Source organism: Sphingomonas sp. SL1004, assembly GCF_057815015.1.
The window spans coordinates 1,404,078-1,424,510 of record NZ_JBYMUX010000001.1; the positions used below are offsets into that span (position 1 = coordinate 1,404,078).

The following is a 20,433-nucleotide window of genomic DNA, read 5'->3' on the forward strand; positions in this document are numbered from 1 at the left end:
TCGCCTTCAGAACTGGTACCGCGCACCGATCAGCGCCTGCGCCGACCAGTCGCTGTCGAGGTCGCCGACCTTGAAGCTGTAAAGCCCGAGCGACGCGGTCGTGCCGAGTCGTCCGAAATTGTGGTAATAGGTTCCGGTCCCGCCATACGACCAAACGCTCGTATCGCCCGTGATATCCTCGACGCCGCTGTCGAAGTAATTCACGAACAGATCGGCGTTGACACCCGACTGCTGGGTCAGCGTCCGCGTGTAGAACAACTGGCCGTAATAGCTCTGGTCGTCGAGCCCGCTGGCCACGACGCCGGGTGCGAGGGACGGCGCATAGAGCTTGCGGCTCGCATAGCCGGCACCGGCGCCCCAGGTCGAACGGCCGCGCGTCGCGACGATCACGCCATCGATACCGCGCGCCCGGTAGCTGGATGTCGAGATCGACTGGAACACGTCGTCGAGGCAGGCGCCCGGCTGCGCGCCACTGGATCCGAACACGCAGCCGTTGAACTGCTGGCCGAAGCCCTGCTGCTGGTTCGAAATGAAGCTGGTCGGCAGATTGCCGAGGCCGGTACGAAGCTGACGTCCGAAGGTCTGCACGCCATCATACACGTTGACCGCCAGGCCGACCGACTGCGATGCTTGATAGGTCGCCTTGCCGGTGTAGCTCAGCGAGCCATAGCGCTTGCCAATATGACCCTCGACCGAGGTGCGCCGATTGGGCCGCCAGACCACGCCCGCATCGTAATAGATCCCGTCGGTACGGTACGCGATCCGCCGCGGTGAGGCCGAATTGGTGACGAACCGGCCGTCCTTGTCGAGCACGGGCGCGCCCGTCGCGTCGACCAGCGCATCCTTCTGGCTCGTCTCGATCTTTTCGTAACCGACCCCCGCGGTCAGCGCGACATAGGGCGAGATCGGCTGGAGCACGTCGCCGCGGCCGTAATAACCCTCATAGCGCTGTTTCAGCTGGCTCGCCGTCTCACGGTCATACGCGCCGCTTAGCGTCACGCCGAACGGCAGCACGGCCCCCGGTGCGATCGACGCGTTGGCGTTGACGGTGTGCCCGATCGAATCGTCGTAATAATCGAGCCGTTGCGCCCCGACGCTCGTATCCGCAAAGGTCGGCGTTTCGACCTTGGTATAGCCGAGGCGATAATTGGCGTTGAACGCGACTGGCCCTGCGTTGGTGGTCAGCGTCGGGCCGCCATAGACGGCGTACACCTGGGAGACGTTGTCGATGTTGCCGACCAACAGGCCAGGTGCAGCGCCGCGAATGTCCGAGCGCGTGCGCGTGGCGATCCCGCCCGCTTCGAACGACAACGCCTTGGTGAGCTTGGCGTTGACGCGGGCAAGACCCGAATGGATGTCGTTGTCGCCGACGTCTTTGTCCCACGCGAACCGACGCTCGTAGCGATAGCTGATCTGGCCCGACACGCGCTGCGTCTCGATCGCGGCATCCACCCCGGCGGCAAGGCTCGTATAGGTCAGCACGTCGCCGCCGCTGAGATCGGCGTCGAGGATCTGGCTCGCCTCGATATACGGCGTGATCGAGACGCGGCGGGTCGCCTGCGCGGTTACGGGGGTCGCGATAAGCCCGGCGAGCGTCACCGCGCCGCCCGCCATCGCCAGCCTGCGGATTGCGGTCACTTGGAGCCCTCCTGGCCGTAATAACTGCCGAACCGCGCGCCGCCCTGGACGAACGAAACCGCGTTCAGGACGAGCTGAATGTGCTCGCACCCGTCGAGGATGTTGACCGCCGCGCGCAGTTCGCTCTCGGGCGTGCGATCGGCGCGCACGACGAGCATCACCTGCCCGACGCGCATCGCCAGCACAGATGCAGCCGACGCGGCCAGCGCAGGCGGCGAATCGATGATGATGACGCGGCGCGGGTTCGCCGCGAGCAGCCGCGCGATCACCGCCTTGGTCCGCGCGCTGGCGAGCAGTTCGGTATCCATCGCGGTCTTGGTACCGGCGGGCAGGATCGACAGATGCGGCACATCGGTGCGGATCACGAGGTCCTCGACGTCGATCCGCGAATCGCCCAGCGCATCGAGCAGGCCCGGGCCATCGGTCAGGCCGAGCTGGTTGACGATATCGGGCTTGGCAACGTCGGCGTCGACCAGCAGCACTTCGGTATCGCGCTCGGCAGCGATCGAAAGCGCGAGGTTGACCGCGCAGAACGTCTTGCCATCCTCCGGCCGCGCCGAGCAGATCAGGATCATCCGCGCCTTGTCGGGGCTATCGCTTTCGGCAATCCGCGTGCTGGCGATCAGCAACTGGCGCTTGATCAGGCGAAACTCTTCGGCAAGCGGACCGACCGGTGCGCCGGGCACGATCATGCCGTTGGCGGCGAGCATCCCGCGATCGATCCGCGCGGTGTCGGCCGACTCCTCGGGGTAATACACCTCGTCGGTGAACTCGTCGCCGATCGGCGCACGCAGCTCCTCCGGGATCGCGAGAAAGGTCGCGTCGGCGAAATCGTGCGAAGGTCCGGCTACGGGCTCGGGCTCGGGTGTGATCTCGGTCTCGACCGGGCGCGGGTCCGCAACCGGCGCCTCTGCAACCGATACGGCGCGCGCGCGCGCATGGGCGGAGAAATCATACACCTTGGCTGCGCGTTCGAGCAGCGAGGGTTCGCGATCAGGTTTCGTCACGGTCATACCCTCCTAAGCCGCCAGCCCGCGCTGGAGAATCTCGACCCCCAGCAACAGGACATAGGCGGCGCCCAGCGCAGCAGTGCCACCCAGGAACATCTTCAGCTTGCGCCGACGCTGGCTCGATTGCACCCGCGTCACCACTTCGCCGATCGATCCGATCACGGGCATCCCGGCCGCCTTTTCCAGCCGCGTGGTCGTCGCGAACGTCGTCCGCAACTGGCCCATCGCAAACGCCGCACCGATCCCAGCGGCAAGTCCCGCGATCAGCACCCCCGTCAGTACTAGCATTCGGTTCGGTGCGCTCGGTGTGCTTGGCATCGTCGGCGGATCGATCACGCTGAACTTCACATGATCGCTCTGCGACTGCGCCTGCCCCATCAGCGCGGTCTGCTCGCGCTGTTTGAGCAATGCATCATACTGATCCTTGAGAACCTGATAGTCGCGATCGATCGAGCCTTGTTCGGCAGCGACTTCCGGATCGCCCGACAGTTTCGAATTCAGCAGGTCGAGATCGCCCTGAAGCTGGCTCCGCCGCACCCGCAGCGACGCAACCGTCGCCTGCCGGTCCGCAACCATCGACTGGAGCGACGCATAAAGCGGGTTCTGCGCGCTGCCGCCGGCACTGCCCCCCGACAGCGGTTCGCTACGCGCCGCCGCGGTAGCAGCCGCAAGCTGGCTCTTCAGCGCCACCACGTCGGGATGGTTTTCGGTATAGCCTCTCGCGCGCGCATCGGCGAGCTGGCCCTGGATCGCCTGCAGCCGCGCGCGCGCCGGCCCCGCCGCACCCGCGACGCCGCCAGCCCCCGCCACAGTCGCCGGCGTCCCCGCCATCTGGCCCTGCACCGCGGACAGGCTCGACTGCGCCGCCGCGAGGTCGCCGTCGACCTGCGCCATCTGCGACCGCGCCGCACCGATCCGGTCGCTGACCGATCCGGTGCCGGGCAACGCGCCCAGATAGCGGTTCTGGAAATCGGCGCGCTTCGCCTCGGCATCGGCAAGCTGCTTCTGTCGCGCGGCGAGCTGCTGGTCGAGGAAGGTGAGGCTCTGCGAGGTCTTCGAGCGGTCACCCGCCAGGTTCTGCTCGACGAACAGGTCGATCAGCTTCTGCGTGATCTGTCGTGCGAGCTTGGGGCTCGCCGCGGTCGTCGTGATCTGGAACAAATTGTCCTGCTGCGACACGATCTTGATGTTCGGTGCGAGCGCCGCCACCCGGTCGGCGACGTCGCGATCGCTCGACACGGTGTTTGCCAGATCGGTGCCACGCACCACCTTTTCGAGGTTCACGGCAGAGATCAGCGTGGTGCGGATCGTATCGACCGTCATCGGCACGCTCTGCGGCACGCCGTCCATGCCAGCCGGCAGGATCGACTGCATCTGCACGAATACGCGCGAAGTCGATTCGTAGCGGCTGGGGATCTGCGACACGACCAGCCAGCCGAGCACGCACACGCCCCACGCCACTGCCAGCGCCAGCCAGCGCCGCGTCCAGATCGCGTGCAGGGCAACCCGCACCTCGTCGTAGATCCCGTTCATCCAGCGTGCCTCAGAACATCGATTCGGGGATGATGATCACGTCGCCCGGCTCGAGCCGGACGTTGGCCGACGAATCGCCCTTCTTGAGCAGGTTGCCGATCTGCAACGCGAACTCGGTCTGCTTGCCGGTCGCACGATCGTAGCGCACCAGCCGCGCCTTGTTGCCCGCCGCGTACTGGCTCAGCCCGCCCACCGCGATCATCGCGTCGAGCAGGGTCATGTTGGCGCGGTACGGGATCGACGCGGGCTTCTCGGTCGCGCCGACGATGCGGACCTGCTGGCTATACGTACCGCTGAAATTCTCGACGATCACCGAGACGATCGGATCCTTGATATACGCACCAAGCGCCTTCTTCATGTCGTCCGCGAGCATCGCCGGCGTCTTGCCGACCGCGGGCATGTCGTTGATCAGCGGCGTCGTGATCCGGCCATCTGGGCGCACCTGGACCTTCGACGACAGTTCGGGATTGCGCCAGACGAAGATGTTCAGCTGATCGAGCGGGCCGATGACGTATTCCTCGCCCGGCAGCTCCTTGTTCGCGACGTACGACGCGGGCGGCAATTCGGGGCGACCGCCGGTCGTCGAACACGCGCCAAGCGTCATGGCGACGAGACCGACGGTAAGCAGGGACTTCGAAACGGATCCGGAACGCATGGGCACTTTTCTCCTGGCGCCACACTGGCGGGACGCTGGCCATCGGTTGCCCGGCGACCAGCTAAACTCAGCCTCGGCTATGCGAGGAACAGGTGAAGATAGCGTTAGGAGCGCCCCGTAACCATGCTCCCCGCGGGCGATGGCCCCAGATTGGGACAGCCCAAATCTGAGACGGTACCGACAGTCTATGGTCCAGTAACGATCTCGATCGCCGCTGGATGCCCGAGAAACGCACTCGGGCTCGCACTCGCACCATAAGCACCGGCGAGAAAGATCGCGATCACGTCGCCAACCTCGATCCGTGGCAGCGCGACCTTGTCGCCAAGCCGGTCGAGCGGGGTGCACAGCGGCCCGACGACCGATACGGTTTCGGTCGAGATATCGCCCAGCCGCGCGGCGACGGCGATCGGATAATTGCGGCGGACGACGGTGCCGAAATTGCCGCTGGCGGCGAGCTGGTGGTTCAGTCCGCCATCGACGACGACGAAGGTCTCCCCTTGGCTGTCCTTCACGTCGACGACACGGGTGAGGTAAACACCCGCCTCGGCGACCAGCCAGCGGCCGAGTTCGATCGCGAACCGCGTATCGGCAAGCACTGTCGGACGCGCGGCTAGCGATTCGGCAAGCGCTTCGCCGACGCGCTCCACATCCAGCGCCACGTCGCCCGCGAAATACGGCACGCCGAAGCCGCCGCCGAGGTTGACGAGCGGAGGCACGATGCCGGCCTCGTCCGCCAGCCGTGCAGCGAGCGCGATCGTCGCGGCCTGCGTCTCGATGATCGCCCCGGAATCGAGAGCTTGGCTGCCGGCGTAGATGTGGAAGCCACGCCAGTCCGCCCCGGTGGAGACGATCGCCTTCACCAGCGCCGCGGCGCGCACCGCATCGACCCCGAACGGCGAGGCCCGTCCGCCCATCCGCATACCCGAACCGCGCAGCTCGATATCGGGGTTCACGCGCACCGCCATCCGCGGGACCAACCCAAGCCGATCGCCGATCGCGAACGCCCGCGCGGCCTCGCCTTCGGACTCGACGTTGAGCGTGGCGCCCGCGGTGATCGCGGCGACGAGTTCGGCGTCGCGCTTGCCGGGGCCGGCGAAGCTGATCGAGGCAGCGGGCTTGACCGTCAGCGCCTTGGCGAGTTCGCCCGAAGAGGCGACGTCGAGTCCATCGACCAACGGCGCGATCGCGGCGAGCAGATCGCCATGCGGATTGGCCTTGATCGCATAATGTAGGTCGATCGCCGGCATCGCCGCTCGAAACCGCGCGATGCGGGAGGCGACGATGGCCATGTCGTAGACGAACAGCGGCGTATCGCCAGCCTGCGCAGCCCAGTCGTCAGCCGACCGACCACCGATCTTCAGCGCGCCGGACTGCTGAGAGAACTCCCGAGGAAGGGCACCCATCGGTTTCATGACGCACTCCCTTCCATGTTCCCCCGCGAAGGCGGGGGCCCAGTCTGGACCTCCGCCTTCGCGGAGGAACACGCCCTTACTTCAGCAGCGATAGCAGACCTATCCAGCTTCCCATTGGCATTACGCGGTAAGTCATCGCGCCACAAATATACTCCCGGCTGCATGAAGCTCGGCAACGCCGTACGCAGCCGCGCCCGCAAGGCACTCTCCCCAGCAGCATCCCCAGCCAGCATAACGACGATAGCCTGCCCCAGCCGATCGTCCGGCACCCCAACCGCGACCGCCTCGCGCGCCTCGCCCCCCGCCAGCACAGCCTCCTCCACTTCGAGCGGACTGATCCGGTTCCCCGCGCTCTTGATCATCTCGTCATCGCGCCCGACGAACCGAAGCAAGCCGTCCTCGCCCTCGACGACCGTATCTCCAGACCACACCGCAACTCCGACGCCATCCGGCGCAGGCCGAAACCGCACCGCGGTCCGCTCCGCATCCCGCCAATACCCTTGCGCCACCAGAGGCCCGGAATGCACCAGTTCGCCCGCCTCGCCGGGCGAGGCACGCGTGCCGTCCGGCTTCACCACCGACACCTCCGCGAACGGTATGGCCCGCCCCATCGCGTCGGGCTTCGAATCGATCAGCGCCGGATCGAGATAGGTCGACCGAAACGCCTCGGTCAGCCCATACATCGCGTACACATCCGCCGCCGGAAACCGCTCGCGCAGTCCACGCACGAGCCTAGGCGTCAGAGCACCCCCAGAGTTGGTCAGCCGCTTCAACCGCGCCGCGGTCTCCGCCGGCCACTCCGCCTCCAGCAACTGCACCCACAAGGGCGGCACCCCGGCCAGCGTCGTCGCCCCGAATCGTTCGACTGCCTTCACGACATCGCGCGCGACCAGATAATCGAGCGGCGCCACCGATGCCCCCGCCGCCCATGTCGAGAACAGCTGGTTCTGACCATAATCGAACGACAACGGCAGCACGCCGAGCACCCGGTCTTCGGGTTCCAGCTTCAGATAACGCGCTACCGAGATCGCCCCGAGCCACAGGTTCGCATGGCTGAGCATCACACCCTTCGGCCGCCCGGTAGACCCGGAGGTATAGAGAATTGCGGCAAGACTATCCGGATCGGCATCCGACGGCCCCAAAATACCGTGCTCACGGTTCCCCGGAGAAGGCCGGGGCCTAGTTGGGAGAACCTTCGTGGCAGCACGTCGAGCAACATCATCGGCATCGCCCTCACTGGCCCCCGGCCCCCGCCGCGGACCCGAGGGCAGATCGGCCTCGTCGACGATCGTGCACTCATTCGGCACGTCGTCCGCTTCCAGCGTCCCCGCCCGCACGCTCTGCGTCACCAGCAGCAGCGCCCCGCTATCCCCAAGAATATGCGCAACCTGCGCCCTACGCAGCAGGGGGTTGACCGGCACATGCACCAGCCCCGCGCGCGCCACCGCAAGCGGCATCAGGCACGCGACGCGCGTCTTTGGCAACCAGGTCGCCACCCGATCCCCAGCGGTCAGCCCCCTGCCCGCAAGCCAGCCCGCCAACGCCCCGACGCCCGCATCGAGTTCGGCAAACGTCATCGTGCCCGCCTTGTCGATCAGCGCGACGGTATCCGGTGCGCCGCGCAACGCGACGTGGTCGATAGGGTACGGCTTGGGGTCGAGCGCAATCATTGCCCCCTCATAGCGCCAAGCCGTTGCCGAATTCACCCCCACACGCTAGCGGAGCGCGGTTCGTAACGGTTCAGGCGATGCTCGTGATTTTCGAAGGTACTTCCCAAGTCGAAACGACGGTACGCGCCGTCCTTGCCGACATCCTTGGCCTAAGCGCCGATCGCGTCGCCGCGTTCACCGCCGAAACGCCGCTGTTCGGTGCGCTGCCCGAACTCGATTCGATGGCGGTGGCCAGCGTCCTGACCGAACTCGAAGACCGGCTCGGCATCCTGATCGAAGACGACGAGATCGACGGCGAAATGCTTGAGACGTTCGGCGCGCTGGTGACGTTTGCCGCGAGCAAGGCGCTGGTCTAGCTTTAGCAAGGATGACCGGCCTCCGCTTCGATACCTATGATTGGACGGGCGGCCGTGAGGCAATGCTGCGATTCGGCCCATACACTGGCCCGATCATCATCGCTGCACTTCCGCTGTTCGAAGAAGCGAACCGCACACGTCAGTTCCTGGTGACGATTTTACGCGATCTCGCGACCCATGGGATCGGCAGCGTACTCCCCGACTTCCCCGGCATCGGCGAGAGCATCGTTATCACTGCCGACGCTCGCCTGCTCGACCAGCGGGAGGCCTATACAGAGCTAGCGGAGCGGCTTGGCACCCGTTGCTACGCCCTATCCATCAGGAGCGGCGCATTGCTCGACACGCAGGCGACCCTCGCCGGTCGCTGGGAACTTGCGCCGCAGACCGGAGAAGACCTGCTCCGCGAACTCGAACGCACGCGCACCGCCGCTACGCGACCTGCCCCGGCCACAGACAACGAATATGCCGGCAATGTCCTGTCGCCCGATATGCTCGCCGATCTCCGCGAGGCAATGCCGTACGCCGGCGAAGGCCCGATGCGGATCGCGCGATTGGACACCGACCCGCGGCCCGCAGACGTTACATATCCGGGTTCGCCGCTCTGGCGTCGGTCAGAGCCGGGGAACGATATCGACCTGGCACAGAGGCTTGCGGCCGATATCGCACAGTGGATCGCATCATGCGAAAGCTGATCATATTCACGTGCGAAGGCGAAATGCTCGCCGCCACACTCGACGAAGCGTCGGGCACCACCGGCCTGCTGATCGTCTCCGGTGGCAACGAGATCCGCAGCGGCGCGCATCGTGGCATGGCCATGCTCTCTCATCGCCTTGCCGAAACGGGCACCCCCGTGTTCCGCTACGATCGCCGCGGCGTAGGTGATTCAACGGGCGACAATGCCGAGTTCCTTTGCGGCGAGCCCGACCTGATCGCCGCTGCGGAGGCGTTCCGATCCGCCGCCCCACACGTCACTCGCATCGTCGGTTTCGGCAACTGCGACGCTGCCAGCACGCTGGCGCTGTTCGGACAGGCAGCAGGTGTGGACCGGATCATCCTCGCCAACCCCTGGGTGGTTGAACCGATCGACGATCTCCCGCCCGCCGCCGCCATCCGTGCGCGCTACAGAACCGCGCTGCGCGACCCCGCGACATGGCGCCGCGCGCTATTGGGTGGCGTCAACTTTCGCAAACTCGTCAGAGGCTTGTGGCGGTTGGGTGGCACGCAATCCGAGGCACTGGCGACCCGGGTCCTGACCGCGCTGGCGGTGTGGGACACCAACGCCGCGGTCATCCTCGCCCGCGGCGACGCGACCGCAATCGCCTTTGCCGACGCCGCCGGTGCCGCCGTGCCGACCGAGACGATCGACACCGACTCGCACAGCTTCACCGGCGCGGCAGGCGCCGCGCTGGAGACGGCGCTCAGGCGTAACCTAGCCTAATCTTCTTTCCCGATTCCTCCGTCTATTCAGCGGCTTCGGCCAGCTCCGCAAACTCGGCCGCAGCCAGGAAGCGCTCGGCATCCAGCGCCGCCATGCAGCCTGTTCCAGCTGCGGTCACCGCCTGCCGGTACACCTTGTCCGCCACGTCGCCGCACGCGAACACGCCCTCGACGCTGGTCCGCGTCGAGCCGGTTTCGACCGCGATGTACCCGTCCGAATCTAGGTCGATATGGCCGCGGAACAGCTCGGTCGCCGGGTGATGCCCGATCGCCACGAACCCGCCATCGACGTCCAGCCGCGAGCGCTCGCCCGTGACCGTGTCCTCAAGCTCAAGCGCGACCAGCCCGGCATTGCCGCCGCCATCGACGAACTCGCGAACTTCCTTGTTCCACAGCACCGTCACGCCCTTGTGCGCGAACAGCCGCTCCTGAAGGATCTTCTCCGATCGCAGCGAATCGCGGCGGTGGATCAGAGTCACGTCGGGCGAATGGTTGGTGAGGTACAGCGCCTCCTCGACCGCGGTGTTGCCGCCGCCGATCACCGCCACCTTCTTGCCGCGGTAGAAGAACCCGTCGCAGGTCGCGCAGGCGCTGACGCCCTTGCCCTTCATCGGCTCCTCGCTGTCGATCCCGAGCCACTTCGCCTGCGCGCCAGTCGCAATCACCAGCGTGTCGCCTTCGTACACGTCGCCACTGTCGCCGATCAGCCGGAACGGGCGGCTGGTCAGATCGACTTGCACGATCGTGTCCCACATCATCCGCGTACCGACATGCTCGGCCTGGGCCTGCATCTGCTCCATCAGCCACGGCCCCTGGATCACGTCCTTGAAGCCGGGATAATTCTCGACATCGGTCGTCGTGGTCAGCTGGCCGCCGGGCTGGATGCCCTGCACGACGATCGGCGCCATCCCGGCACGCGCGCCATAGATCGCGGCGGAGAGCCCGGCAGGCCCCGAGCCGAGGATGAGCATGCGGGTGGTATGGGTGGTCATCGTCGTTCCTTGGAGATTCGAGACTGCATCTAGGGGATGCGCGGCCGGATTTGAACCGTCGGTAAATCTGTCGCGCCTGCATCGAAAGCTTTGCCGCTTCGTTGACTGGCAAAAGCGGAGATGAGCATGAGCGACGACCGGACCGTAGAGATCGAGGACTACACGGCACCAGCAGGCGGCTGGGGCTCGATGAAGTCGCTTGTCGAGATTTCAGCACGCGAGAAGGTCGGGCCGGAAGTGATCCGCGAACTCGCCCGCCAGAACAAGCCGGACGGCTTTGCGTGCGTGAGCTGCGCCTGGGGCAAGCCGGCCCATCCGCATGTCGCGGAGTTCTGCGAGAACGGGGCCAAGGCCACCGCGTGGGAGCTGACCTCGTTCCGCGTCACGCCGGCGTTTTTCGAGCAGCACACGGTCAGCGAACTGATCGGCTGGAAGGATTACGACCTCGAACAAGCCGGGCGTCTCACCCATCCACTGAAATACGATGCGACGACCGACAAATACGCGGCGTGCAGCTGGGACGAGGCGTTTGCGGGCATCGGCGCCAAGCTGAAGACCTATGATCCGACCAAGGTCATCTTCTACGCGTCGGGCCGCGCCAGCCTCGAAACGTCGTACATGTATAGCCTGCTTGCGCGGATGTACGGCAGCCAAAACCTGCCTGACAGCTCGAACATGTGCCACGAGACGACCTCGGTTGGCCTCAAGTCGGCGATCGGCTCTGCGGTCGGCACGATTCACCTTACCGACTACGAGAAGTGCGACGCGATCTTCTATTTTGGGCAGAACCCCGGCGTAAACAGTCCGCGGTTCCTGCATCCGTTGCGCGATTGCGCGAAGCGCGGTGTCGAGATCGTCGTGTTCAATCCGCTCAAGGAGCGCGGACTGGAAAAATTCCAGGATCCGCAGAATCCGATCGAGATGGTCACCGGCAAGTCGACGCCGATCGCCTCGCAATATCACCAGTTGAAGACCGGCGGCGACGTCGGGGCGATCATGGGGATGTGCAAATACCTGATCGAGGCGGACGACAACGCCAAGCGGATCAACGGCCTGCCCGTTTTGGATCACGCCTTTCTCGCCGAACACACGACCGGCTTCGAGGCGTTCGCCGAAGTCGCGCGTGCGACCGATTGGGCGACGATCGAGCATGAGAGCGGCCTGCCCCGTACCGAGATCGAGGCAGCGGCGAAGGTGTACGCCAAGTCGAAGGCAGTGATCGCTGTCTACGGCATGGGGCTGACGCAGCACGTCGGTGGCATCGACAACGTCCACATGGTCGTCAACCTGATGCTGCTCCGCGGCAATATCGGCAAGCCCGGCGCGGGCATGGGCCCGGTCCGCGGGCATTCGAACGTGCAGGGCCAGCGCACCGTCGGCATCACCGAGAAGCCAGAACTCGCCCCGCTCGACAAACTCGCCGAGCAATACGGGTTCGAGCCGCCGCGCGCGAAGGGTTGGGATACGGTCGAGGCATGCGAAGCGGTGCTCGACGGCAGCGCGCAGGCGTTCGTCGGGCTCGGCGGCAATTTCGTCCGTGCGATCCCGGATCATGCACGGATGGAGCCCAAGTGGCGCGCGCTCGACCTGACCGTGCACATCGCGACCAAGCTCAACCGATCGCACCTGTTGCCCGGCGAAACGTCGTACCTGCTCCCGTGCCTCGGCCGGATCGAGACCGACATGCAGGGCACCGGGCCGCAGAGCGTGTCGATCGAGGATTCGTTCAGCCAGATCTACGGCTCGAAGGGCAAGGCAACGCCCGCCGCCGAGACGTTGCTGTCCGAGCCGGCGATCGTCGCGGGGATCGCCAAGGCAACGCTCGCAACCAATCCGAAGCTCGACTGGGATGCATGGGTGCGCGATTATGCACGCGTTCGCGATGCGATCGAGGTGACGTATCCGGACCTGTTCAAGGACTTCAACAAACAGATGTTCACGCCCGGCGGGTTCTGGAAGGGCGTGCCCGCGGCGCACCGCGAGTGGAAGACCGAGAGCGGCAAGGCAGAGATCAACGTTCCGCAATCGCTGAACGTGACCGGGTTCGAGGAGGCCGAAGGCCGTTTCCGGCTGATGACGCTGCGGTCGAACGACCAGTTCAACACGACCGTCTACGGCTATCACGACCGCTTCCGCGGCGTGAAGGGTACGCGCGACATCGTGTTCATGAACCGCAGCGACATGATCCGTATGGGGATCACCGATGGCGACGACGTCGATCTGGTCGGCGATGCGGGTGGCAATTCCGATCGGCGCCTGAACAAGCTTCGTGTGGTCGAATATGCGATCCCCGAAGGCTGTCTCGGCGCCTATTACCCCGAGTGCAACCTGCTCATGCCGGTCGCTCATCATGCCCGTGAGAGTCACGTCCCTGCGGGGAAATCGGTGCCGGTGCGGATCGAGAAGACGCGCTGACCGAGCAGCGTATTCTCGGCGTCGTACTGGCCGGCGGGAGATCGTCGCGCTTCGGGTCCGACAAGGCTATGGCCGTGTTGGACGGGCGCGCGCTGGCCGAACATGCGCGCGGGTTGCTGTCACCTTATGTCGAGCGCGCCGTGATCACAGGGCGCGATGGTGCGATACCTGACCGGCCAAGCCCGGGCATGGGTCCCCTGGGGGGTATCGCCGGTGCGCTCGATCACGCGGCCTCGGCTGGGTTCACGTCGGTTCTGACGATCGCGTGCGACATGCCGCGGCTGCCGGAAGGATTGCTCGCGGCGCTGTCGCGTCGTGCCTCCGCCTATTGTCCTGATGCACCCGTCCTTGGGCATTGGGAGACGGGGCTGCTCGACAATTTGCTGATGCACATCGAAACCGTACCGCGCCGATCGGTGCGCGGTTGGGCGGAGGCAGTCGGCGCCATTCCCATCCTAGCGGGTGCGCCTATCCCGAACGTCAACACGCCGCAGGACCTCAATACCTTATGACCACGTCGCGCACCCAGGCGATCAAGATCCTGCAGCCTGATTCGCTTACCGCCGGCGAGCGCGCCATTGCGGTCGAAGTCCCCGTCGCGATCGAGATCGACGGGCTTGGCTATGCGGTGATGATGATGACGCCCGCCGACCTGCCCGAGTTCACCACCGGTTTCCTGCTGACCGAGCGCCTGGCAGACAACGCCGACGACGTTAGCGACATCGATATCTTCGAGGCGGAAGCGGGCTGGATCGTTCGCGTCGGCCTGTCCGAACGGTGCAAGGGGCGCATTCACGACCGTGTCCGCCACCGCACCAGCGACACGAGCTGCGGGCTATGTGGCATCTCGGGGTTGGAACAGCTCCGCAAACCGGTACCCAGGACTCCCCCGAGGCCCGACACGCCCGTTCCCGCACTGTTTGCGGCACTGGCAGGGTTACGCGCCCATCAGCCTCTCAACGCCGCTACGGGAGCGATCCACGCCGCCGCCGCGTGCGATCGCTCTGGCGATGTCATCATGGCCTTCGAGGACGTGGGTCGCCACAACGCACTCGACAAGCTCGTCGGCGGCCTGGCGATCCGGGTACAGGCTATCGACGGCTTCATCCTCGTCACGTCCCGGATCAGTTTCGAGATGGTCGACAAGGCGTTGATCGCCGGTGCACCGATGCTGGTAGGCATCTCAGCCCCAACCAGTCTGGCGATCGATCATGCACGCGAGCACGGCCTGACACTGCTCGCACTCGCCCGCAGCGATGCGATCCTAGTGGTCAACGACCCGTGGAATATATTTCAAAATGGTAGCGAAGGAGGGACTTGAACCCCCGACCCCAGGATTATGATTCCCGTGCTCTAACCAACTGAGCTACTTCGCCGTACCGTCCGTCAGGGAAGCGTTCTTCCCTGCGAGGCGCGGCCTATAGGAAGCGGTTTCGAGGCGGTCAAGCGAACATGTGTCGAGAAATCGCTTCCCAGGGTCCGCCGCGGTACCACCACGCGCCAAGACCGGCGATTTCGACGTCCCGCGGGGCGAAATCGCGCTGCAGGTTGCCGAGCAGGAGCTTGGCGACTTGCGGGCCGACCTTGTTCTGGATTGTGACGTGCGGCCGCCAGCCGCCGGCGTCCTGCGGGGTGAGCATGCCGGTGAACGCGTCCGCGAGACGCGCGCGGATGCCGACGAGGTCAGGGGACTCGATCCGGTAGGCGACACCGCGACCGAGCGACATAAGCCCGCCAATCCGCGCCTGCGGGGAACGGATCCCGCGCGTTTCCTGGTTCAGTCGGTGCTTCAGCTCATCAAGTCCCGAGGGCGGCAGATGGTGGAACAGCGTCAGATGTGCGTCGAGCTGGTTGCGCTCGGGCGGAAAATGCTCGCGGCGCATTGTATCGAAGAATGCGGTGTCCTGGCGACCGAACAGGGCGGTGACGATGATCGGGGCGACTTCAGTAGGGCCGGTCGTCATAGAAACACCCCCCCGGCGAAGGCCGGGGTCCAATTGAGGGACGTCGATGACGAGGGTCGCGCTCCGTTATCAAGACCTCTCCAATTGGACCCCGGCCTCCGCCGGGGGGGAGCTACTGTCGGAAAAAGATGCGTGCCTGTTACGCTGAGGTTTACGACGTGGCCCATCAAATCTCGACCTGGCTGCCCAGCTCGACGACGCGATTCGTCGGTAGCCGGAAGAACTCCATCGCGCTTTCCGCGTTGCGCAGCATCCAGGCGAACAGCTTTTCGCGCCAGATCATCATGCCGGGCTTGTCCGACGCGAGCAGCGTCTGGCGTGACAGGAAGAAGCTGGTGTCCATCATCTTGAAGTCCGCACCGCAATTATGGACTTGGCGCAGCGCCGCGGGCACGTCGGCATCCTCCATGAAGCCGTAGCGCAGCACGAGGCGGTGGAAGCCGTCGCCGAGTTCCTCGCGCACCGCACGGTCGTTGGCGGGCCAGTAAGGCTGGCCGACGATCTTCACGGTAAGCAGGATAACGCGCTCGTGCAGCACCTTGTTGTGCTTGAGATTGTGGAGCAGCGCGTGCGGCACCCCGTCCGCGGTCGAGGTCATGAAGACCGCGGTCCCCGGCACGCGCGACGCGGAGCTGGCGGCCGAGCCGATGAACACCTTTATCGGCATCGCGGCTTCGTGCATCCGGTCGATCATCAGCTGCCGCCCCTTCGACCAGGTCGTCAGGAAGGTGAAGATGATGAACCCGACGAGCAACGGGAACCAGCCCCCCGCCGGCACCTTGGTGAGATTGGCCGCGAAATAGGCGCCGTCGACCGTGAAGAAGATCGCCAGTAACGGAATCGCCGCGATCTTCGGCCAGTTCCAGAGGCGGAACAGCACCACCCCGAGCAGGCACGTGTCGATGAACATCGCGCCCGTGACCGCGATCCCGTACGCGCTCGTCAGGTTCGACGAGGTGCGGAAGAACAGCACGAGTAGGATCACCATCACCATCAGCGCGCCGTTGACGAGCGGGATGTAGATCTGGCCGGCGGTCGAGGCGCTGGTGTGCTCGATGCGCAGACGCGGGATGAAGCCGAGCTGGATAGCCTGCTGCGTCACGGAGAACGCGCCGGAAATCACCGCCTGCGACGCGATCACGGCGGCCATCGTCGCGAGGATGACGAGCGGGAGCTGGAGACTTTCAGGGGCGAGATTGTAGAACGGGCTGACGAGCGCCTCGCGGCCGTCGCGGAACAGCAGCGCGCCCTGCCCCATGTAATTGAGGATCAACGCCGGGAGCACGAAGAACAGCCACGACAGGCCTATCGGCTTGCGGCCGAAATGCCCCATGTCAGCATACAGCGCTTCCGCGCCGGTGACTGCGAGGACGACCGATCCGAGTGCCAGGAACGCCCGCTCGGGATCGATGATGAAGAACTCGACCGCGTAGTGCGGCGACAGCGCCCAAAGCACCTCGGGCGTCTGGACGATGCTGAGAATGCCGAGCACCGCGATTACGCTGAAATACACCAGCATGATCGGCCCGAAGACGAGGCCGATGCGCGCGGTGCCGCTCTTCTGCACCCAGAACAGCCCGATCAGGATGACGATCACGATCGGCAGCACGAGGCCTGCGAAAGCGGGCGCGGCGACGGCAAGGCCCTCGACCGCGGACAATACCGACACCGCGGGCGTGATCATGCTGTCGCCGTAGAACAAAGCGGTCGCGAAGACGCCGAGCAGGATGATTCCGCGGCTCCAGCGCTTCGTCTTGGTCTTGCCCGAGACGAGTGCGAGCAGCGCGAGACTGCCGCCCTCGCCCTTGTTGTCGGCGCGCATGATGATGATCACGTACTTGACCGTCACGACGATCATCATCGACCAGAACATCAGGCTGATGACGCCCATGATGTGCGCCGCGTCGAGCGCCAGCTTGTGATGGCCGGCGAAGGTCTCGCGGAAGGCGTAGAGCGGGCTGGTGCCGATATCGCCGAAGACGATGCCGATCGCACCGAAGGCGAGCTTCAGCATGCCGTCCGAATTGTGATGCCCCGTCTCGAGATCGAGATTGGCGGGTGGCACGGTCGAGGCCGCGGCGGTCTGGTCGACGCTCACTGGACGGTGAATCGACCCGGAAGTGCAGCAATCTTCATCGAATTTCCGATTTCACCCTGTGCCCCAAGCGCGCGCATTTAGCATGAGGGGTAGAGGGCGGCAACGGCGAGGCTGGCAACGTGGATTAACTGGGGCTGATCAACCGCGCGTGATCACTTCACGGATGACGAAATGCGAGGCCAGCCGCGTTACACCCGGCAATTGCGAGAGCGTCTCGCGGTGAATACGTTCGAACGTCTCGCCGTCGCGGATCTCGACATGGAGCATGTAATCCGCTTCGCCGCTCATCAGGAAACATTGCACGACCTGCGGGCAATCGACAATCTCCGCCTCGAACGCGGCCATCGTCTCCTTGCGCTGGTCCCGCAGCGTGACGTTGACCAGGACGATGCTCGGGTCGCCCCGCGCCGCGCGCGACAGGACCGCACGGTAACCGGTGATCGCGCCGCTTTCCCGAAGCTGCGCGACGCGACGGTGCGCGGCGCTCGCCGATAGGCCAACCGCGTCACCGAGCTCTGCGCTGGTCAGGTCGGAATTGGCGGCGAGCAGGTCCAGAATCCTGCGTTCGATCGCGGCGCTCAAGATTCTCTCGTTTTGATGGCGGTGGATGCACGCATCTTGCAAACGCGCTATCGTATCGAAACGAGTTTGCGAACCCTTCCCGTCCAAGGCGCGCTAATATGGCGCAAACGATAATGGAGTGGAATCAATGCGCGTCGGTGTCCCCAAGGAAATCAAGAACCACGAATATCGCGTCGGCCTGACCCCGCCGTCGGTCGCCGAACTGGTCGCGGCCGGTCACGAGGTCGTCGTCGAGACGCAGGCCGGATCGGGCATCGATTTCGAGGACCAGGACTATGTCGACGCGGGCGCGACGATCCTGCCGACTGCCGCCGCCGTATTCGCTGGCGCCGACATGATCGTAAAGGTTAAGGAACCGCAGCCGGGCGAGATTGCGATGCTCGAGCCGCGCCATCTGCTGTTCACCTACCTCCACCTCGCCGCCGACAAGCCGCAGGCCGAGGGGCTGATGAAGTCCGGCGCGACCTGCATCGCGTACGAGACCGTCACCGACAACCGTCGCGGCCTGCCGTTGCTCAAGCCGATGTCCGAGGTCGCAGGCCGCATGTCGGTGCAGGTCGGCGCGCATTATCTTGAGAAGGAGCAGGGCGGACGTGGCGTCCTGCTCGGCGGCGTGCCGGGTGTTGCCCCCGCGAAGGTAGCGATCCTCGGTGGCGGCGTCTCGGGCGTCAACGCCGCGCAGATGGCGGTCGGCATGCGCGCCGACGTGACGATCTACGACATCTCGAACGATCGCCTCGCCGAGCTCGACATGTTCTTCTCCAGCCAGATCAAGACGGCGTATGCCTCCAAGGCTGCAATCGCGGCAGCGGTGAAGAACGCGCATCTGGTGATCGGCGCGGTGCTGGTGCCGGGGGCCGCTGCGCCCAAGCTCGTCACGCGCGAGATGCTGAAGACGATGAAGCGCGGCTCGGTGCTGGTCGACATCGCGATCGACCAAGGCGGGTGCTTCGAGACGTCGCACGCCACGACGCACGAGGATCCGGTGTTCGAAGTCGATGGCGTAATCCATTACTGCGTCGCCAACATGCCCGGCGCGGTCGCGCGAACCTCGGCGTTCGCACTGAACAACGCAACGCTGCCGTTCGCGCTGAAGCTCGCCAATTTGGGCGCCGAGGCAGCGATGAAGGCCGACCCGCACCTCGCCAACGGGCTGAACGTCTACAAGGGCAAGATCGCGTACAAGGCAGTCGCCGATGATCTAGGTTTACCTTACGAAGCTTGGGCTGGCTGACTCGGGAACGGATACGGAACATGGGTGTTGGACAGGGGAAAGGAATTTCCAATGTCCGACACCCCGAACCCCAAGTCCGAACCGTTCTCGAACGCCGAGAAGGACCCGGACGACTGGACCACCGGCGACGAGAAGATGACCGGTGCGCAGGCGAGCTACCTCAAGACGCTGTCCGAGGAAGCGCACGAGGAATTCGACGAGACGCTGAGCAAGGCGGACGCGTCGAAGAAGATCGACGAACTGCAGTCGAAGACCGGTCGGGGTCAGTAAGGAGGCGTCCTGGGGGCGCCACACCTTCCCAAGGTCCGTTATCCCCGCCAGGCGGGGATCCATAAACTCCAGACCCCGTGAACACTTGTTACGGTCTGCCGATATGGATCCCCGCTCCCGTGGGGCCGACGATTCGGCTTAAGTTAGGGTCTGTCCGTTCCGTCCTGTGCGGCCAGCAATCGATCGAGCAAAGCGAGCCGTACCGCGATTTCACCCCGGTATGTGATGTTGGCCGGCGTTAGCGCCAACGCCTTCGCCCAATACGGGCGAGCCGTTGCGAACTCTCCGGCCCTGACATAGGCCAGGCCCAGAAAGAAGGGCGGCGCGGGATGCTTCGGCGCCAGTCGCATCGCCTGCTGAAACGCGAACAGCGCGGGGGGCGAAACCTGATTGGCATCATGAGCGGACAGCGCATTTGCCAGACCGGTCCACAGCACCAGGCTCTTTGGCGCGATGCGAATGCCGCCCAAGAGTACCTGAACCGCCGCGCGACGATCTCCAACTCGCGTCATCGCGTCCGCAGCAACCAGATACGCCGCGGCGCCCGTATACCGCTCCAGCATTTGATCGCGCAGTTCGAGCATCGCGCTGTCATCGGGCGCCGGCGCGAGCCCTGTCGCCACCGGATGCCCGACAAGCCCTGGCTGCCCCTGCAACGCATAGCCCGCCGCGCCCAGCATCAACACCGACGCGACCATCGTCCACAACAGCCGATCGACCTTGAGCACCGCGAGCAACGCGAACGCGCCCGCACCGATAGCGGCAAGCCAGACCCAGCCCATCAGCGTGTCCTCCGCCGGAAACTCGACCGTGCGATCCAGCCGCCGACGCCAAGCAGCAGGATCGGTGCGAGCCACAAGGGCCAGGTCAGCCCCGACAGCGGCGGATCGTAGGTCACATAATCACCGTAGCGCGCGATCAGCCAGTCGCGGATCGAGGCCGGCTTCTCCCCCCGTTCGATCCGTTCGCGGACGAGCGCCCGCATGTCGGCGGCCATGTCGGCGTCGCTGTCGGCGATCGACTGGCCCTGGCAAACGAGGCAGCGCAAAGTTTCCATGAGCGCGCGGGCAGAGGCTTCCTTGGCCGGGTCTGCGAGTTGCACGTTCGCGTAACGCGCCGGCGGCGTAACCGGCTGCGCAGATGCAGACATCGGCAGCAGCATCGTTG

The 20,433-nt window shown here is 65.3% G+C and carries 20 protein-coding genes and 1 tRNA gene; 8 read left to right on the forward strand and 13 right to left on the reverse strand.

The genetic code is table 11. The features are described 5' to 3' along the window. Positions 1 to 6: 6 nt before the first annotated feature. The 6 genes from AC3D24_RS06245 to AC3D24_RS06270 form a co-directional block, all read right to left on the reverse strand. Positions 7 to 1,638 carry a hypothetical protein gene (locus AC3D24_RS06245; protein ID WP_489029131.1) on the reverse strand — a complete coding sequence of 544 codons (1,632 nt, stop codon included), beginning with the start codon at positions 1,636 to 1,638 and terminating at the stop codon, positions 7 to 9. Continuing rightward, positions 1,635 to 2,651, reverse strand: a complete 1,017-nt coding sequence (locus tag AC3D24_RS06250) for an AAA family ATPase (protein WP_489029133.1) — start codon at positions 2,649 to 2,651, stop codon at positions 1,635 to 1,637. The genes AC3D24_RS06245 and AC3D24_RS06250 overlap by 4 nt, the downstream gene beginning before the upstream one ends. Positions 2,652 to 2,657: 6 nt before the next feature. Next, positions 2,658 to 4,181: an XrtA system polysaccharide chain length determinant gene (locus AC3D24_RS06255; protein ID WP_489029135.1), complete on the reverse strand. Its 1,524-nt coding sequence runs from the start codon at positions 4,179 to 4,181 to the stop codon at positions 2,658 to 2,660. 10 nt (positions 4,182 to 4,191) lie between these two features. Then, the gene (locus AC3D24_RS06260) at positions 4,192 to 4,836 is read right to left on the reverse strand and encodes an XrtA/PEP-CTERM system exopolysaccharide export protein (protein ID WP_489029136.1); all 645 of its coding nucleotides are present in this window, start codon (positions 4,834 to 4,836) and stop codon (positions 4,192 to 4,194) included. 185 nt (positions 4,837 to 5,021) lie between these two features. Further along, complete coding sequence (locus tag AC3D24_RS06265; protein ID WP_489029138.1) at positions 5,022 to 6,248, reverse strand: pyridoxal-dependent decarboxylase, exosortase A system-associated; 1,227 nt, start codon at positions 6,246 to 6,248, stop codon at positions 5,022 to 5,024. Beyond that, positions 6,245 to 7,918 (reverse strand): acyl-CoA ligase (AMP-forming), exosortase A system-associated, encoded by a 1,674-nt coding sequence (locus AC3D24_RS06270; protein ID WP_489029140.1) that lies wholly within the window; start codon positions 7,916 to 7,918, stop codon positions 6,245 to 6,247. The genes AC3D24_RS06265 and AC3D24_RS06270 overlap by 4 nt, the downstream gene beginning before the upstream one ends. A gap of 77 nt (positions 7,919 to 7,995) precedes the next feature. On the opposite strand from AC3D24_RS06270, the gene AC3D24_RS06275 reads away from it, so the two are divergent. The 3 genes from AC3D24_RS06275 to AC3D24_RS06285 are packed head-to-tail and all read left to right on the forward strand — an operon-like array spanning position 7,996 to position 9,712. After that, positions 7,996 to 8,274: an acyl carrier protein gene (locus AC3D24_RS06275; RefSeq protein ID WP_489029142.1), complete on the forward strand. Its 279-nt coding sequence runs from the start codon at positions 7,996 to 7,998 to the stop codon at positions 8,272 to 8,274. An 11-nt stretch (positions 8,275 to 8,285) separates the two neighbouring features. Next, positions 8,286 to 8,966, forward strand: coding sequence for an alpha/beta hydrolase family protein (locus AC3D24_RS06280; protein WP_489029144.1), 681 nt, complete (start codon positions 8,286 to 8,288; stop codon positions 8,964 to 8,966). Continuing rightward, on the forward strand, positions 8,954 to 9,712 hold the full coding sequence (locus AC3D24_RS06285; RefSeq protein ID WP_489029146.1) for a hydrolase 1, exosortase A system-associated: 759 nt from the start codon (positions 8,954 to 8,956) through the stop codon (positions 9,710 to 9,712). Before AC3D24_RS06280 ends, AC3D24_RS06285 begins: the two co-directional genes overlap by 13 nt. Positions 9,713 to 9,734: 22 nt before the next feature. On the opposite strand, the gene trxB is transcribed toward AC3D24_RS06285, so the two are convergent. Then, complete coding sequence (gene trxB / locus AC3D24_RS06290; RefSeq protein WP_423322737.1) at positions 9,735 to 10,703, reverse strand: thioredoxin-disulfide reductase; 969 nt, start codon at positions 10,701 to 10,703, stop codon at positions 9,735 to 9,737. 126 nt (positions 10,704 to 10,829) lie between these two features. Here trxB and AC3D24_RS06295 point away from each other — a divergent pair, with 126 nt between their 5' ends. From AC3D24_RS06295 to fdhD, 3 genes are read left to right on the forward strand one after another with little or no spacing between them, the layout of a single operon-like run. Continuing rightward, positions 10,830 to 13,118: an FdhF/YdeP family oxidoreductase gene (locus tag AC3D24_RS06295; RefSeq protein WP_489029149.1), complete on the forward strand. Its 2,289-nt coding sequence runs from the start codon at positions 10,830 to 10,832 to the stop codon at positions 13,116 to 13,118. A gap of 26 nt (positions 13,119 to 13,144) precedes the next feature. Then, entirely contained in the window at positions 13,145 to 13,630 is a 486-nt protein-coding gene (mobA, locus tag AC3D24_RS06300; RefSeq protein ID WP_489033073.1) for a molybdenum cofactor guanylyltransferase, read from the forward strand. Then, positions 13,627 to 14,439: a formate dehydrogenase accessory sulfurtransferase FdhD gene (gene fdhD, locus AC3D24_RS06305; RefSeq protein WP_489029151.1), complete on the forward strand. Its 813-nt coding sequence runs from the start codon at positions 13,627 to 13,629 to the stop codon at positions 14,437 to 14,439. Before mobA ends, fdhD begins: the two co-directional genes overlap by 4 nt. On the opposite strand, the gene AC3D24_RS06310 is transcribed toward fdhD, so the two are convergent. The 4 genes from AC3D24_RS06310 to AC3D24_RS06325 all read right to left on the reverse strand — a co-directional run bounded on the left by AC3D24_RS06310 (position 14,418) and on the right by AC3D24_RS06325 (position 17,762). Continuing rightward, positions 14,418 to 14,494, reverse strand: a tRNA-Met gene (locus AC3D24_RS06310). The two genes, fdhD and AC3D24_RS06310, sit on opposite strands and share 22 nt — an antisense overlap. Before the next feature lie 66 nt (positions 14,495 to 14,560). Beyond that, on the reverse strand, positions 14,561 to 15,082 hold the full coding sequence (locus AC3D24_RS06315; protein ID WP_489029153.1) for a 2'-5' RNA ligase family protein: 522 nt from the start codon (positions 15,080 to 15,082) through the stop codon (positions 14,561 to 14,563). 166 nt (positions 15,083 to 15,248) lie between these two features. Then, entirely contained in the window at positions 15,249 to 17,147 is a 1,899-nt protein-coding gene (locus tag AC3D24_RS06320) for a potassium transporter Kup (RefSeq protein ID WP_489033075.1), read from the reverse strand. A gap of 171 nt (positions 17,148 to 17,318) precedes the next feature. After that, positions 17,319 to 17,762, reverse strand: coding sequence for an Lrp/AsnC family transcriptional regulator (locus AC3D24_RS06325; RefSeq protein ID WP_489029154.1), 444 nt, complete (start codon positions 17,760 to 17,762; stop codon positions 17,319 to 17,321). Positions 17,763 to 17,889: 127 nt separating this feature from the next. Between AC3D24_RS06325 and ald the strand changes: the two genes are divergently transcribed. Both ald and AC3D24_RS06335 read left to right on the forward strand, forming a co-directional pair. Continuing rightward, positions 17,890 to 18,996, forward strand: a complete 1,107-nt coding sequence (gene ald, locus AC3D24_RS06330; RefSeq protein ID WP_489029156.1) for an alanine dehydrogenase — start codon at positions 17,890 to 17,892, stop codon at positions 18,994 to 18,996. 51 nt (positions 18,997 to 19,047) lie between these two features. After that, on the forward strand, positions 19,048 to 19,266 hold the full coding sequence (locus AC3D24_RS06335) for a DUF3072 domain-containing protein (RefSeq protein WP_332798604.1): 219 nt from the start codon (positions 19,048 to 19,050) through the stop codon (positions 19,264 to 19,266). 143 nt (positions 19,267 to 19,409) lie between these two features. Here the strand turns inward: AC3D24_RS06335 and AC3D24_RS06340 are convergent, their stop codons facing one another. Together AC3D24_RS06340 and AC3D24_RS06345 are read right to left on the reverse strand one after the other, a co-directional pair. Then, positions 19,410 to 20,048, reverse strand: a complete 639-nt coding sequence (locus tag AC3D24_RS06340; protein WP_489029158.1) for a tetratricopeptide repeat protein — start codon at positions 20,046 to 20,048, stop codon at positions 19,410 to 19,412. Then, on the reverse strand, positions 20,048 to 20,428 hold the full coding sequence (locus AC3D24_RS06345; RefSeq protein ID WP_489033076.1) for a cytochrome c-type biogenesis protein: 381 nt from the start codon (positions 20,426 to 20,428) through the stop codon (positions 20,048 to 20,050). Before AC3D24_RS06345 ends, AC3D24_RS06340 begins: the two co-directional genes overlap by 1 nt. Positions 20,429 to 20,433 lie beyond the last annotated feature (5 nt).